Below are 15,134 nucleotides of genomic sequence, written 5' to 3'. Positions count from 1 at the left end.
GGGACGACTTCAAGCGCTGTTGAAATCCCCCTCCCCACGCGACAAAAATACAGGACAATACGCGGAAACCTTCAAAAACCCGGCCACCGCGGGCTGTTGACTCATTATCAACAGCCCCGCTAGCCGGGTTCTTTTTGCGGTAAAGATCGTTTATGTCCTCTGCCAAATGAAAGCCTTGTATGAAGGGTCAGCGAGTTCCGTTACAGCTCCGGTCGTGCCCATCCCACCTCTCATCCGTCCGTCCGCAAGGCTACTCGTCAGACCGCTTTCCTTGAGAAATAGATCATGCCTGACGTCAGAAACAGAACAAGCCCGCCAAGGATGATACCGTATAAAGTAAAGGCGGATACATGAAAGGCGCCATAGGCCTCACCGGTATTAGGCATCATGGCCAGCATGGGCTGAGCCCACGGATAATAAGGGCCGAACTCCCGCGAATTGACGATCAGCAAATTGGGCAGCGTAAAGATCGCGTTGACGGCGAGCGGCGCGGCAAAGTTCGGCCATGCTATGGAGATCCCGAGCTGCAGCGCAGCAAGCGGCAGGCAGGCCAGCAAGCCGCCCGACAAGGAGCTCAGCAGCTCCGACCATGGGATCGGGAAGGCGAAGCCGAGCGACATTCCGACGAGCAGCAGCAGCCCCAGGAATAACAGCTGCGTCACGGCGAGCAGCAGAACGACAAAGCCGAACTTGACGAGAAAGACCTGGCTTCTCCGTACAGGAAGGGCGAGCATCTGCTTCCATCCTCCGCTCATGTGCTCATACCGGCATAGCAGCGCGGCAAATACTCCGGTCAGCAGGGGCAGAAATAGTAAGGCATGCAGCGCGGACATAACCGAAAGCGCGACAAGCCACGCCGAAGAATCGTGCGTGCGCTCCGCGTCCAGCAGCGCGACCGCTCCCGCAAGCAACGGACTGACCGCCGCGAGCAGCCATATGACCGTCTTGCGCAGCTTCAGCCATTCGGATCGTATGATCGCTAGCATCATCTCACATCCTTCCGTACGAATTCGAGCATGCCGGCAACCAGCACCACGACGCCTCCGAGCATGCCAAGCGCGATGGAATAAAGCGGATTGTCCGCGGCGTTTTGCAGATAAGGCCATTTGTAGGGCATCCAATCGCCGAACCGGAGGGAGAACATCGAAAACACGGTTCCTGCAAAACCGATGACAAGCGGAATCGCCTGATTATGCATCGTGATGGAAAGCCAAACCTGCAGGGAGATGAACGGAATGATCGCCAAGTAAGGAAAATAGCTCATCATAAGCACCTTACTGTACGGTACCGCGGTAAGGTCCAGCCCAAGCGCGCCGCCTAGCCCTACCATGCCGACGGCCAATAGCGTCGCCGAGCACCCGAGCAGCAGCAGCGTGAGCAGAAATTTGCCCAGGAACACTTGAGTTTTCGTCACCGGCAGCGCAAGCGTCTGCTTCCAGGCATTCATCTGATGCTCGATGCCCGCATTCATGGAGGCGATGATCGTCAAGCCGATGAACAGCGTAGGCACCGTCAGTACGGCGACTTCACCGATCAGTCCGCCCCAGGGATTCTGCGCATAACGCTTCATCAAGTAGTCATAACGCAGCCCGAAGTTTACTGCCTGCAGGCCGATAACGCCCGCCGGCCCAAGCATGATCAGGAACCAGATCATTTTTCTGCGGATTTTAAGCAGCTCCGACGCCATAATACGCGCGATCACAAGCTCCCCTCCCCGCCGGTCATGTCCAGGAAGATATGCTCGAGAGAAGCGCCTTCACGCTCGACCCGGTACACCTCAAAGTCATGTCTGACCAGGCTGGATACGATCGCCGCGGCGATATGATCGTTGGCCCCGTTTACCGTTAGCCGGCTCCGGTCCCAATCCGCCTGATAGCCGGCCGACAGCAGCATCCGCCAAGCGGATTCCGGCTCGCTTACGCCCAGCCGGATTTTCGCCGGCGCCTTAGCCTGCAGCGACTGGATGGAGTCCTGGAAAATCATCCTTCCTTTGGCAATAATCCCGACCCTAGTCGCCATCTGCTCCATCTCCGACAGCAGATGACTGGATACGACGACCGTTACGCCGAGCTCCTCGGGCATCCGCTTGATCAGCTCGCGGATCTCCAGAATACCCGCCGGATCGAGCCCGTTGGTCGGCTCATCCAGAATGAGCAGCTCGGGCTGGCCCAGCAAGGCGGTAGCGATCCCGAGACGCTGCTTCATCCCGAGCGAGAACCCTTTGACGGGCCGCTTGGACTCCGAGGTCAGCCGCACCATATCCAGCACCTCTCCGATCCGGGTACGCGGCACATCCAGCAGCCGGCGGACGGTCTCGAGATTTTCCTCCGCGCTCAAATGCCCGTAGTAGGAAGGATATTCAACGAGCGAGCCTACCTTGCGCAGGATGGCCAGCCTCTCTTTTCTCAGCTCTTTCCCGAAAATGCGGATGCTTCCGTGGGTCGGCTTGGCCAAACCGAGCAGCATGCGGATAGTCGTCGTTTTGCCCGCTCCGTTCGGCCCCAGAAAGCCGTATATATCCCCTTTCCCGATCTGCAGCTTGACATCGTTCACTACGGCTTTACCGCCGAGCGTTTTCGTAAGCTTCTCCGTTTCCAATATCCATGAACTCATGCTTCTCATCACCTCGAAGCCTATGATACAGCCTCAAGGTTAAATCCAAAGCAACGTTTCGTTTAAAATTCGTTTAAAAATCAACATACAGCCGCCTATTCCGGATTGGCGAGCCTACGGGTTCGGCTCCGGGTCTTTGCGAACGGCCGGCGAGATGCGGATCACGGTTTTCCCAGGCTTGCTGGCGACCGTGCTGCTCAATCCCATCTCCTTCAGCATAAGAGCGATGATGGACAGCCCGAGCCCTGCTCCCTTCTCGGCGGATTCGCCGCTCATCCCCGGACCATGATCGGTGATCGTAATGGCTCCCCCATGCCGCTCGGTCACCTCCAGCCCGATATACCGACCGGAGCCGGCATGCCGGAGCACATTCTGAAAGTAATTGTCCAGCACGCGCTCCAGCCAAGCGGGGTCCAGCTGCCAGTACACCGCCGTCTCGGGAAGCAGCAGCTCGATCGTAAAGTCATGCTGCTCGAACACCGGATACCAGCTGGCGAACAGCGTGCGCACCGTGCGGACCATTTCAACGCTTTGCGGCCGGTACGGATATTTGCCGGCGGACAGCAGCGAATAAGAGAATAAATTTTCGATCAGCCCGCTGAGATGCTCGATTTTCCGTTCGATCAGCAAGGTGGAGGCGACCCCTCTATCCGACAGCTGCTCTTCACGCAAGCTGTAAGCGTGGCTGCGAATCGTCGTCAGAGGGGTCCGCAGATCATGGGAAAGCTTGGAGATGAGATCGCGGCGCAGCTCCTCCTCTTCAGCCTCTCTTGCACGGCTGCGCTCCAACTTGTTCACCATCACATTAAACTCGGCTTCCAGCAGGCCGATCTCGTCTTTGTTCTGAACGATGATCTGATCGGGAATTCCTCTGTCGGAAGTTTGCGTCATCGCCCATTGAAGCCGGACAAGCCGGCGTCTGATCTGGTTGAAGAATACGAAGGAAATAAACAAAAACGCGCCGAGCACCAGCAGCATCCCCGTGATAACCGCCATACTATAGCCTTCCAGCAAACGCTGTCCCTGCGGCTTCATATAGTCGCGCGGCAGCTCGAATATCATAAAGCCTTGGGACTGGGATTTCCCGATGAAAGCAACGATCGTAAAAGGATCGCCATTCGTCCGCTCCTTCATAAAACGGATGGTGTACGGGACCGACCAGATGTCCGGGTAATCGCGGTTCTCCAGCAGTTGAAGACGCGTCCTGCCCGACTCATCAACCCACAGCATGCCGGCTTCCGGATAAAGTGCCTTCAGGCGGCGCAGCTCGTCGTCGATAACGCCGGCAGGCTCCCCTTCCAGCTTCGCCGCTTCCCGGTGCCACATGCGCTCCAGGTCGCCGGATTGCCCGTATCGGGCCGCAGTCTCCTCCGTCGGGCCCCAGCCGCCTAATGTATGCGTAGAAATCAATATAATAATGGGGACCAGAATGAAGGCCAAGGGCAACAGCAGCAATGCCCCGCAAATAATAAGAACATATTTGGAGAGCAGCGAATGACGAAACCAGTTCTTCATAACTTAACCCGGTACCCGATCCCGCGGATCGTTTCGATGATAACGGGATCGCTCGGATCGATCTCGATTTTCTCCCGCAAATACCGGATATGAACCATCACGGTTTTGTCGCCTTCCATATAAGGCTCGCCCCACACGGACTCATAGATTTGCTCTTTCGTAACGATCTGATTGCCATGCTTGACAAAGTACAGCAAAATTTGCAGCTGCTTGGCCGTCAGCGGGATTTCTTCGCCAGTTCGGCTGTCGATAACGGTCTGCCGGTCCGGACGCACGAGGATATGGCCGACCTGGATGTCCTGGCCGGACGATTGGCCGAATCTTCGCTGCAGAACCTCAAGCCGGGCCGCCAGCTCGTCGGGATGGAACGGCTTGGTCATGTAGTCGTCCGCAAAGCTGAGGCCATGCAGCTTGTCCTCCACTGAAGCAAGCGCCGACAGCATCAGAATAGGGACGGACGGCGCTTCTTTCTTAAGCCTCTGACCGACGGAAAAACCGTCCAGGCCAGGCAGCATAATGTCCAGCACGACCAGATCGGCCTGCTTTACCCCATCAAGCGCTCCTTCGCTTGACAAAAGCCAGTTTACAGCGTAACCTCGCCTCTCCAGGTCCGTTTTCACCCATTCGCCGATCTCCCGGTCATCTTCGATGTACAAGATCGTTTTCATCCGCGGACACCCCATTTATCAGGAAAGTGATTAACCTTTAAGTATGTTTTACATTCTAGGAGATTCCCCGGGGGATAGAAAGTTAAATTTCGTTTAAATCTTTCGCATAAACCCATTTGTTCATGCAGCTAACCACTTGTTCTACAGCGAAAAAAGCCCTCCGCTTCGCCATGCGGGCGAACGAAAGGCTTACGAAAGAAGTAAACGCCGGTTATTTGCGGGTATTTACATTATCCGGAAACACATGTTGAATCATCGTGTTGAATTCATTCATGTAAGGCGTGAGTCCGTTTTTTTCTTCCCGGGCGTACAGGCGGACGCGCTGCACAAAGTTAGGGTTGGCCGACACATACACGTCCTGAATCTGAGTCGACGCTGAGGAGAGGACCAGCTTGCGGATCTCATCGGCCTTGCTGTGGGCCAATCCTCCGCTCTCCGTCCAGGATATCCGCTCCGGCGTCCCTTGGCCGGTTCCGAACAAACCGGCTCCGCCCTTCTCCGTGATCCGGTGAGTCGTCGTATCGGGGTTCGCTTCCTCGTCCGGATTATGTCCGTCCAGCACGACCGCCACATAGGCATTAACCTCCGTCAGCAGCACCTGAGCCGCCTGAACGCCAGGCAGCTCCGCGATCTTCGCCGCAATACCGGGATCGAACGCCATCGTGCCTGCCAGATGACGGTTGGTCATGTCCAGTTGAGTCCTGCCTGTGTATTCCGGTCCCTTCCGGTTCTCTTGCTCCTGAATCCAGCGGTCCTTCACGCCAAGCGACTGGTCCTCATTATTGCGAGAATCGCGGTCATAGACCGCCTGCTGGCGGTAGTCGGCGAGTCCGGCTCCAGGCTTCTCTCCGGAAGCATGATTGCCCGAGCAGCCTGTGAGCAGCAGCCCGGCGGCAGCGGCGAGAGCAAGGCTTTGAACGGCGGCTTTGCCGGTCCTTCTGATCTGCATCCTGCACTTCCCTCCTGTTTCTCCTAGCTTTGGAGACTCCAGGTTTAGGATGAATCATCGGAAGGAAATTATGCGCGATCCCGTCACTTTTCCTCGGAATCCGCTTCCAGCTTCCGCAGCAGACGCTCCACTGCGGCCTCGGACAGATCGCCTTCCGCCTTGAACCGGTTCAGCTCCTCGAGAATTTGCTGTCCCAGCGCTTCATATTCGCCTTCCGCTTCTGTATAAGACGGATCGAACCATACATAGTCGCCCTCCGGGCCGTTGCGTAGAAAAGGCTTCTGCCAGTGCTCCGGATAAGCATACGGCTGTTCGCTGAACATGATCCCGAGCACATCGTCGGATTCCAGCGGCAGCAGCTGATGAAAAACCTCATCCTGTCCGTTCGTGCCGATCGCTCCGATATTCCGGTGAAGATAGGCGTAGTGCAAATAGTGCTCGCCGGTCAGCTTGTCCTTGGCGATCTCGTACAGCTCCAATTCATCCTCGCGCAAGGTGCGCACGGTCTCCAGCCTCTCCTGCATCGAGGCGGACGGAACGAGCTTCCATTCTTTCCAGGACGTATCCGACTTATGATCCATAGTTGGCCACTGCTCCTCTCCTCTATTCAGCTTCCGCTCTTCTCCATAGACGGCTCGTCCGACAGCTTCAGCGAACGCCGCGGCAGCCGCCACTTGCGGATAACAGACAACATGCGCAGCAGCACGACCGCGGCGAAGAGCGCCAGCAGCTGCCAGGAGCCTTGCACCCAGCCGAGCCCGATCATCAGACCGGCCAGCATCGCCCATACCGCGTAAATCTCATCACGAAGCACGAGAGGCTTGCGGCCGGCCAGAACGTCGCGTATCATCCCGCCGCCGATCCCGGTCAGCATCGCCGCTACCATGACGGCGGACAGCGGCACGTTCATCTGCTTGGCGTACAAAGCTCCCTGAATTGCGAAGGCGGCCAGGCCGATGGCGTCAAACAGCGACTCCCACGTTTTCCATTTGCGAATCCAGCTGACAGGCACGATAAAGACAAGAAAAGCGGCGATGAGTGCGGTTTTTAACAAATTGCCCTGCTCCCACAGGGTCGTCACCGGGATGCCGATCAGGACATTGCGAACGACCCCGCCACCGAAGGCGGTGACGAGGGCCAGTACAAATACGCCAAGTATATCGTATTCTTCTTCCATCGCAACAACTGCGCCCGATATAGCGAACGCAATTGTGCCGATCATGCTGAATAGCTGTAAATTCAATTGAAGCAGTTCATCCATCGGCATGTGACTACTCCAGACTCCAATCCAGGTTTACCAGCTGGCCGGTCCGCGACGATTCATAGATCGCCTCCAGCACCAAAGAGTTCGCCAGTCCCGACATCGCGGAGGTAAGCGGCTCCCGGCCTTCGCGCACGCATTCCAGGAAATGTGCGTTCATTCTCAATCGAGGGCCTTTGTCGCCTTCGGGGAACGTCAGCTCCACATCCGCCGTCCGGTCGAACAGCTCGGTATGCAGCGTACCCTTGAACGGCTTCAGCGAAGCGCCGCCGTTCGTTCCCATCAGATTGATATACGGTCCGTTATCCTGGAATGCCGTATGGGCCGCCCAGCTGACATCCAGCGTTATCGTGCTGCCGTTATCCAGCTTGATCAGCGCCGAGGCGAGATCCTCAACATCGTAGAAGCCATTCCAATCGGGTCTGCCCCAGCCGCCGATTCCCTTTTTGTGCGGTCCGAACTCGGCATAGGTCGAGCCGAAGACGGACACAGGCTTGGGGCTGCCCATAAAATGCAGGGACAAATCCAGCATATGTACCCCGATATCGATCAACGGGCCGCCGCCCGATTTATGCATTTGCGTGAACCAGGTACCCCAGCCCGGAATGCCCTTGCGCCGCATCCAGCCGGCCTTGGTGTTGTAGATATGGCCGAGGGCGCCTTTGTCAATCTGCTCCTTGGCCTGCATGTAGATGGACTCCCAGCGGTTTTGATGCGACATCATCAGCACCTTGCCGCTCTTGAGGTAAGCCTTGACGATCTGCTTGGCCGAGGCGGCATTAAGCGCCATCGGCTTCTCCAGCAGCACATGCTTGCCGGCCTGAAGCGCTTCGATGGCGATAGGAGCATGCACATCGTTGGGAACGGCCACGACAACGGCGTCGATCCCGGGATCAGCCAACAGCTCCTGATAGGTGACATATACTTTCGGTATGCCGTATTGCCCGGCCCTCTCGATCGCCAGCGGCTGGAATACGTCCGTTACCGCGCATACGGCCGCCCCTTCCGTAGCCTGGAAGCCTTTGATGTGCTCGTTGCCGATGCCTCCGGCGCCGATAATACCGATTTGGATTTGATCATTTGCAGCCATCGCGTTTGATTCCTCCACTTTCTTTGGATCGGATTATAAATGTCGTACCTACTATATCACAACCGTTACAGGATGCCCATATCTTTTGCCTTCTGCGCAGCCTCCTTGCTGCTCTTGCCTCCCAGCTTCTTCAGGATATTACCTACATGCACTTTGATGGTGCGGATCGACACGAAGAGGGTATCGGCGATTTGCGTCTGGGTCAGCCCCTTCTCGATCAGATCCAGCACCTGCACCTCCGTCGGCGTCAGCAGATCGCGCAGTTCCTTCACCCGGACCTCATGCTCAAGCTGCTTCAACCGCCGGAATTCCTCCCGCATCTGCGCCGCAACGCTCGGATGGATCGCGCTCCGGTTCGCATAAGCGCTGCGGATCGTCTGCGGAATTTCCTTGAAGTCGGATTTCACCATATAATCCACCGCTCCGGCCTTGAACGCTTCGAAGATCATATCCTTTTCTTCCATGGAAGACAGCATGATGACTCTGGCTCCGCTGCATTTGACGATCTCCGCCGCCGCCCAAAGTCCCTCGGGGTTATCCGACATCATGATATCCATCAGCACGACGTCAGCCTCCAGCTCCTCCAGCAGCCGTACGGCCGCCTCTCCGCCCGATGCCGTCCCTACAACCTTCATATCCGGCTCCCGGCGCAAATAGCTCTTTAGTCCGGCCAGCCATTCCTGATCGTCTTCGACTATAACAACGCGTATGAACTCGTTTTCCTCCTGCATACGCTAACCTCCTTCCGACCGCTCCCTTCCCGGCGATGCGGCGTCCGGCCCCAAGGCCGTCTTCTCCGTCGTCTCCGGCTTCGGGAACTGCATGAATACGCTTGTTCCCTGGCCCGGCTTGCTATGTATATTCATCGTTCCTTTATGCTTTTGCACGATCGCGTAGCAATAGGACAGTCCAAGCCCGAAGTTCATCTTTTTCCCGCTTTTGGTCGTATAGAACGGATCGAACACCCGTTTGAGCTGATGCTTCTCCATCCCATGTCCGCTGTCCTTGATTTCGACGACGATTTTGCGCTTGGTTTCCGTGATACGGACCGTCAGCGCTCCGCCCTGCGGCATCGCCTCCAGCGCATTTGTCAGCACGTTGGTCCATACTTCGGCTAGCAAAGCCCGGTCGGCCCGCAGCACGCCGCGATACCCGTAATGCTCGGTCAGCTCGATCTCCTTCATCTCCGGCGCCAGCATCTCGAGACATTCATGCATCAGGTCCGCGGCCGGGACCTCTCCCATCCGCAGCTCAGCCTCCTGCGTCTGCCCCTGAATCCGGTAGATCATATCATAGATATGCTGGGAGGCTCGCATAATGACCTCGACATCCCGGATCAGCTCCGCCTTGTCGGTCAGTCCGTCCTCTGCGTCGTATTTGATTTTTTCTCCGAACAATCTGATTTTGCCGACATCGTTTTTGATCGCGTGGTTAAGAATCGATGTACCGGATGTGATCGCGCGGAGCGTATAATCGAGCTTCTGATTCTGGATGGAGATTTGCAAGCCCATGAAGCCGTAGCGGAAGCTGGAGCCGACAATGACGGCCAAAGTAAAGGCGATCAGCACGGCATTGTACCGCCACCACTCGTATACCCCGAAAAACGTCGGCAGCACATATAGCGTAAACAGCGCGAACAGCAGCGTCGGAACGGCAGCGGCCGTGACGAGCATCCGGCTGCGCCGCAGGAATGAATTCCGCTCCTGCAAGGTCACGGACAGCAGCAGACCGATGCCTGCCACAATATACGGCGTGGCCCATGCCGTCACGTACCCGTACGGGATCGGATCGCCCGGCTTTATGTCGAACAGCAGCGAGCCGGCCACGGGAACAAGCAGCGCCCAAGGCAGCCACGCTCCATTTTTCCACAGCGGATAACCGGGATGATAGACGATAGCGAACATCAGGAACGTATACGGAAGCCCGTAGTAGCAGGTCAGCGACGATATGCGCTCGGCCGTGGCGAGCAAGTCCGCCAGAGGCTGGGTCAGCCACCCTCCGGCGGCCAAGGCCGGAACGAGATGGTCGGCGATAACCGCAGACAATCCGCCGGAGCCGCCGGTGAAGGCGATGCTGCTGATCCAGCGCGTGGTCGGACGTTTGGGATCGGTCAAGATCAGCAGCAGGCCGATGGTCCACAGACCGACGAACACAAACAGCATGATCGATCACTTCCGTTTCTTTATGTATAGTCCCGCTTCCGCTTCTCCAGCTCCTCCAGGCCGCGCTCAGCCCATCTGCGCATCCGGTCCAGCCGTTCCTGCTCTCGCTCCAGCGCTTGCAGCAGCGATGTCCGGTAATCCGGCACGGTTCCGTGATAAGCGCTCACCGTGTGCGGGGGCATCAAAGCGATCTCTTGGTAGGCGAGCGCGGGACGCTCATGAAAATACGGCACATCCGGGTCCATCGGGTGATGCAAATCTCCTTGGACAGGATGTCCGGCAACCGCAAGGACGCGGACAGCGAGCTTGCCGCTGTTCATCAGCTCGACGACCTCGCCAATGTATTCGCCCGTTTTATACGAGGCTTTGACAATCGCCCCTGGTTGGAAGTCATGAGTAGACATCAAATTTTTCTCTCCTCTCGGAAAATGACGAGCAATTGACGATCAGGGGCTGCCGCCTGCGCTTATCCATTCCCGCAGCGCGGGCACGCCCTCCATCCGGTAGCGCTTGCGGAGCACACGCCCGCCGCGAGTCTCGACCAGACAGGGCACGCTCTCGATCCGCCACGCCCCGGCAAGCTCCCGGCATAGGTTAATATCGGCAAGTCCGAGCCTCAGGCCCGGGTCCATGACGGCCACAATCTCAAGCATGCGCCGCGCCGCCTGGCATGTTCCGCACAAGGGAGTAACCAGCAGCACATAACGCGGGCCTTCCTTGTGTTCGTCCAGGCTAAGCACGGCTGGGCGGCGCAAAAGCTCCTGTTCCGTCCATTCCGGCAATTTCAATCTCGTTCGCTCCCCTGGAATTATGGTTGCTTAGCAGTGGACAAATCCGGTATAGTGGTAATATATTGACCTACAGGCAGGTGTTAACTCATGACAGAGACTAATCAACCGGAAGAACCGCGCAAAATCAGCCTTGCGGAAGCCATGAAGCAGAAGCTGGCCCAGAAGAAGCAGGCGCAAGCCGATGCCAAGAACAATCCGCAGCAGCGGGCAGGCAGCGACGCTACCATGCGCAGCCAGAATCACAAGAAGCCGAACAACCAGCGTCGCCGCACCGGCGGGAGCTAATCGGCCCACAGGTGCTAAAGAAGGATGAGGACTTCCCCCGGGAAGCCGCTCATCCTTTTTCTTGTTATCAGCAGGTTGACGCCCCGGTACGGGGCGCGTTCTTAGGCGTAAGCGAGCTCGCGCTGGCGCTTGATGTCCTCGTTCTCCAGGTACTCGTCGTAAGTGATGACTTTATCGATAAGACCGGTCGGCGTAATTTCGATGATCCGATTCGCTATCGTTTGCACGAATTGATGGTCATGCGAAACGAACAGCATCGTGCCGTCGAAATCGATCAGCCCGTTGTTAAGCGCCGTGATCGATTCGAGATCCAAGTGGTTCGTCGGCTCGTCGAGCAGCAGCACGTTGGCGCCGCTCATCATCATTTTGGACAGCATGCAGCGAACTTTTTCTCCCCCGGACAGCACGCTCGCTTTCTTCAGCGCTTCTTCGCCGGAGAACAGCATGCGGCCCAGGAAGCCGCGAAGATAGGATTCGTCCTGATCCTTGGAGAAAGGACGCAGCCAATCGACCAGCGTCGTATCCTCCTGGAAGTAGGAAGAATTGTCCTTCGGGAAATAAGCCTGCGACGTAGTGACTCCCCAGCTGTATTCGCCGGAGTCAGCCTCGATCTCGCCCATCAGAATCTGGAACAGCGTCGTCTTGGCGATACCGTTCGGTCCGACCAGCGCGATTTTGTCGCCTTTGTTTACCGTCAGCGAGATATCGTTAATGACAAGCTGTCCGTCGATCGACTTGCTCAGCCGCTCGATCGTCAGCAACTGCTTGCCCGCTTCGCGCTCCGGCGTGAATTTGATAAACGGATATTTGCGCGTCGAAGGCTTGATATCCTCCAGCTGCAGCTTCTCCAGCGTTTTCTTACGGGAAGTCGCCTGCTTGGACTTCGAGGCGTTGGCGCTGAAGCGGCGGATAAACTCCTCGAGCTCCTTGCGCTTCTCTTCGGTCTTCTTGTTCTGCTCGCGCACGAGCTTGAGCGCCAGCTGGCTGGACTCGTACCAGAAGTCGTAGTTGCCCACGTACAGCTGAATCTTGCTGAAATCGATGTCCGCGATATGCGTACAAACTTGATTCAGGAAGTGCCGGTCATGGGATACGACGATAACGGTGCCTTCATAACGCGACAGGAAGTTCTCCAGCCAGCGCACCGACTCGATATCCAGATGGTTGGTAGGCTCATCGAGCAGCAGAATGTTCGGGTTGCCGAACAACGCCTGGGCCAAGAGAACGCGCACCTTCTGGTTGCCGTCCAGCTCCTTCATCTTGAGATCGTGCAGATCCTTCGGAATGCCGAGACCGAGCAGCAGCTCGGCCGCGTCGGACTCAGCCTGCCAGCCGTCGAGATCCTGGAATTCCCCTTCCAGCTCGGCTGCCTTCATGCCGTCTTCTTCCGAAAAATCCGGCTTCGCATACAGCGCGTCTTTCTCCTCCATGATTTGGAACAGGCGGTTATGCCCTTTAATAACGGTTTTCAGAACTTCAATTTCATCATATTCGTAATGGTTTTGCTTCAGGACAGCCATCCGCTCGCCCGGAGTGATGCTGACCTCGCCTTTGTTCGGCTCCAGCTCTCCGGCCAAAATTTTGAGGAATGTCGACTTGCCCGCGCCGTTGGCGCCGATCAAGCCGTAGCAGTTGCCGGGCGTAAACTTGATGTTTACGTCCTCGAACAAAGCCCGTTTGCCGTATCGTAAGGTGACATCGGTTACCGTAATCATTATTAGCAGACCCACTTTCGGTTATAGACTGAAGCGACGCTCGACAATCCAAACGCTTCCAAACGTTAATTATACCATAACTGCGGCATGTTTCCCAAGAAAAGTTGCGAAATTCCGTTATTTGTTGTTCCCGATGCTTTCGACCAGCTCGGACAGCTCCGACCAGCGCTCCATCGCCTGCTCAAGCTGAGCCGTCAGCTCCTGCTCCTCGCGGAACAAATCCTGCACCTTGCCGTAATCGCTGCCGGCCTGCTCGATGCTTCGCTTCACTTGGGCAAGCTTATCCTCCATCTCCGCGATCCGGTCTTCGATCCCGTCCCATTCCTTTTGCTCCTTGAAGCTCAGCTTCTTGGGGCGGCCGGTGTCCCGCTTACCTTCTTGCTGTCCGGCGGTCTGCGACTCTCCGGCTGCAGCGGCAGACGCTTTGACAGGACGCGCCGCCTCGCTCTCCTGCTGGCGCTCCAGCTTCGACTGCTCCAGATACTCCGAGTAGTTGCCGTAAAACTTGCGCACCTGCCCGTCTCCCTCGAAGACAAACAGATGATCCGCCGTCCGGTCGAGGAAATACCTGTCATGGGATACCGTAATGACAACGCCAGGAAAGTCATCGAGGTATTCCTCCAGAATCGTAAGCGTCTGGATATCCAGATCGTTCGTCGGCTCATCGAGCAGCAGCACATTCGGCTCGCCCATCAGCGTGCGCAGCAGGTACAGCCGCCGGCGCTCTCCGCCGGAGAGCTTGCCGATCGGCGTCCATTGCTGGGAAGGCGTGAACAGAAACCGCTCCAGCATCTGCCCGGCCGTAACGGCTTCCCCGCTGGCCGTGCGGATGACTTCCGCAGCTTCCTTGATATAATCGATCGCGCGCTGCTTGTCATCCATTTCGACATTTTCCTGCGTGTAGTAGGCCAGCTTCACGGTCGTGCCCGTCTCAATGGTCCCTTCATCCGGCTGCAGACGGCCCGCCAGCATATGGAGCAGCGTAGACTTGCCTGACCCATTCGGTCCGATGATGCCGATCCGATCTTCCGGCAGCACGATATAGCTGAACCCGCCGATCAGCTTGCGGTCCCCGTAAGATTTGCCCACATCCTCCAGCTCCATGATCTTCTTGCCTAGCCGGCTTGCGCCCAGCGACATGTCCATGGAAGCGGCTGGCCCGTCCACCTTGCGGTCGCGCAGCTCCGTTACCCGGTCGATTCTGGCCTTCTGCTTCGTCGTCCGGGCCTTCGCGCCGCGGCGAAGCCAGGCCAGCTCCCGGCGCAGCAGATTTTGCCGCTTGTCCTCCATCGAGGCTTCCCGCTCCATCCGCTCGGCTTTCTTCTCCAGGAAAGAAGCGTAGTTTCCTTCATAGCTGTACAGCTTGCCGCGATCCAGCTCGAACATCCGGTTCGTCACCCGGTCCAGGAAATACCGGTCATGCGTAACGAGCAGCAGCGAGCCCTTCCACGAGCTCAGATAGCCTTCCAGCCACTCCACCGTCTCGTGGTCAATATGGTTGGTCGGCTCATCGAGGATGAGCAGATCCGCAGGCTGAATCAGCACCCGGGCCATCGCCACCCGCTTGCGCTGCCCGCCCGACAGCGTGCCTACGCGCTGGGAGAAGTCGCGGATGCCCAGCTTGGAGAGGACGGTCTTGGCTGTCGTCTGAGCCTCCCAGGCGCCTGTGGCGTCCATCCGGCTTTGCGCGGCGAACAGCTTGGCCTGCCGCTTCTCATCGCTAGGCGCCAGCTGCAGCAGAGCCAGCGCCTCCTCATAGTCCCGCAGCGCCTTCATAAGCGGGGTATCTCCGTGGAATACCTGCTCCAGCACGGTCGAGTCCATATCGAATTCCGGCTGCTGCGGCAAATATTCCACATGAAAATGATTGGCATGCGTAAGCTTGCCCCGCTCCGTGGACTCCAGGCCCGCCATCACCCGCAGCAGGGTCGACTTGCCGGTCCCGTTGACGCCGACGAGCCCGATCCGTTCCCGTTCGTTGATCTGGAACGCGATGCCGTCGAACAGCACTTTCTCTCCGTAGCTTTTATATAAATCCTCCACCGAAATAATATTCATGCGGCGCGCTCCTCTCTGGGCTTCTTA

The 15,134-nt window shown here is 57.3% G+C and carries 16 protein-coding genes; 1 reads left to right on the top strand and 15 read right to left on the bottom strand.

Annotation, left to right across the window (positions count from 1 at the left end; translation table 11 throughout):
* Positions 1-257: 257 nt before the first annotated feature.
* The 13 genes from BLR08_RS05825 to BLR08_RS05765 all read right to left on the bottom strand — a co-directional run bounded on the left by BLR08_RS05825 (position 258) and on the right by BLR08_RS05765 (position 11,046).
* A complete protein-coding gene (locus BLR08_RS05825; protein ID WP_371117110.1) occupies positions 258-989 on the bottom strand; it encodes an ABC transporter permease in 732 nt (243 codons plus the stop codon).
* Positions 986-1,702: an ABC transporter permease gene (locus tag BLR08_RS05820; protein ID WP_090585908.1), complete on the bottom strand. Its 717-nt coding sequence runs from the start codon at positions 1,700-1,702 to the stop codon at positions 986-988. The genes BLR08_RS05825 and BLR08_RS05820 overlap by 4 nt, the downstream gene beginning before the upstream one ends.
* The gene (locus BLR08_RS05815; RefSeq protein WP_072327451.1) at positions 1,699-2,613 is read right to left on the bottom strand and encodes an ABC transporter ATP-binding protein; all 915 of its coding nucleotides are present in this window, start codon (positions 2,611-2,613) and stop codon (positions 1,699-1,701) included. Before BLR08_RS05815 ends, BLR08_RS05820 begins: the two co-directional genes overlap by 4 nt.
* Before the next feature lie 114 nt (positions 2,614-2,727).
* On the bottom strand, positions 2,728-4,128 hold the full coding sequence (locus BLR08_RS05810) for a sensor histidine kinase (protein ID WP_072327452.1): 1,401 nt from the start codon (positions 4,126-4,128) through the stop codon (positions 2,728-2,730).
* Positions 4,125-4,796 carry a response regulator transcription factor gene (locus BLR08_RS05805; RefSeq protein WP_072327453.1) on the bottom strand — a complete coding sequence of 224 codons (672 nt, stop codon included), beginning with the start codon at positions 4,794-4,796 and terminating at the stop codon, positions 4,125-4,127. The genes BLR08_RS05810 and BLR08_RS05805 overlap by 4 nt, the downstream gene beginning before the upstream one ends.
* Positions 4,797-5,007: 211 nt before the next feature.
* A complete protein-coding gene (locus BLR08_RS05800) occupies positions 5,008-5,745 on the bottom strand; it encodes a YhcN/YlaJ family sporulation lipoprotein (protein WP_072327454.1) in 738 nt (245 codons plus the stop codon).
* Between the two features lie 83 nt (positions 5,746-5,828).
* Positions 5,829-6,326 (bottom strand): hypothetical protein, encoded by a 498-nt coding sequence (locus BLR08_RS05795; RefSeq protein WP_072327455.1) that lies wholly within the window; start codon positions 6,324-6,326, stop codon positions 5,829-5,831.
* A gap of 26 nt (positions 6,327-6,352) precedes the next feature.
* Positions 6,353-7,006 (bottom strand): trimeric intracellular cation channel family protein, encoded by a 654-nt coding sequence (locus BLR08_RS05790; RefSeq protein WP_072327779.1) that lies wholly within the window; start codon positions 7,004-7,006, stop codon positions 6,353-6,355.
* A gap of 10 nt (positions 7,007-7,016) precedes the next feature.
* Positions 7,017-8,096, bottom strand: a complete 1,080-nt coding sequence (locus BLR08_RS05785) for a Gfo/Idh/MocA family protein (RefSeq protein WP_072327456.1) — start codon at positions 8,094-8,096, stop codon at positions 7,017-7,019.
* A 65-nt stretch (positions 8,097-8,161) separates the two neighbouring features.
* Entirely contained in the window at positions 8,162-8,827 is a 666-nt protein-coding gene (locus tag BLR08_RS05780; protein WP_072327457.1) for a response regulator transcription factor, read from the bottom strand.
* A gap of 3 nt (positions 8,828-8,830) precedes the next feature.
* Positions 8,831-10,258 (bottom strand): sensor histidine kinase, encoded by a 1,428-nt coding sequence (locus BLR08_RS05775; protein WP_072327458.1) that lies wholly within the window; start codon positions 10,256-10,258, stop codon positions 8,831-8,833.
* Between the two features lie 20 nt (positions 10,259-10,278).
* On the bottom strand, positions 10,279-10,662 hold the full coding sequence (kapB, locus tag BLR08_RS05770; RefSeq protein WP_072327459.1) for a sporulation phosphorelay system protein KapB: 384 nt from the start codon (positions 10,660-10,662) through the stop codon (positions 10,279-10,281).
* Positions 10,663-10,704: 42 nt separating this feature from the next.
* Positions 10,705-11,046 carry a thioredoxin family protein gene (locus BLR08_RS05765; protein WP_072327460.1) on the bottom strand — a complete coding sequence of 114 codons (342 nt, stop codon included), beginning with the start codon at positions 11,044-11,046 and terminating at the stop codon, positions 10,705-10,707.
* A 90-nt stretch (positions 11,047-11,136) separates the two neighbouring features.
* Between BLR08_RS05765 and BLR08_RS05760 the strand changes: the two genes are divergently transcribed.
* Positions 11,137-11,334 (top strand): hypothetical protein, encoded by a 198-nt coding sequence (locus tag BLR08_RS05760; RefSeq protein WP_072327461.1) that lies wholly within the window; start codon positions 11,137-11,139, stop codon positions 11,332-11,334.
* 101 nt (positions 11,335-11,435) lie between these two features.
* Here the strand turns inward: BLR08_RS05760 and BLR08_RS05755 are convergent, their stop codons facing one another.
* Together BLR08_RS05755 and BLR08_RS05750 are read right to left on the bottom strand one after the other, a co-directional pair.
* Positions 11,436-13,049 (bottom strand): ABC-F family ATP-binding cassette domain-containing protein, encoded by a 1,614-nt coding sequence (locus BLR08_RS05755; protein ID WP_072327462.1) that lies wholly within the window; start codon positions 13,047-13,049, stop codon positions 11,436-11,438.
* Positions 13,050-13,166: 117 nt separating this feature from the next.
* Positions 13,167-15,107, bottom strand: a complete 1,941-nt coding sequence (locus BLR08_RS05750) for an ABC-F family ATP-binding cassette domain-containing protein (protein ID WP_072327463.1) — start codon at positions 15,105-15,107, stop codon at positions 13,167-13,169.
* Between the last annotated feature and the right edge of the window lie 27 nt (positions 15,108-15,134).

The sequence above is a fragment of the Paenibacillus sp. cl123 genome, assembly GCF_900101595.1.
Classification (GTDB): domain Bacteria; phylum Bacillota; class Bacilli; order Paenibacillales; family NBRC-103111; genus Paenibacillus_G.
Note: the sequence above shows the minus strand (reverse complement) of the source record. Positions and strands in the feature narration are given on the sequence as shown.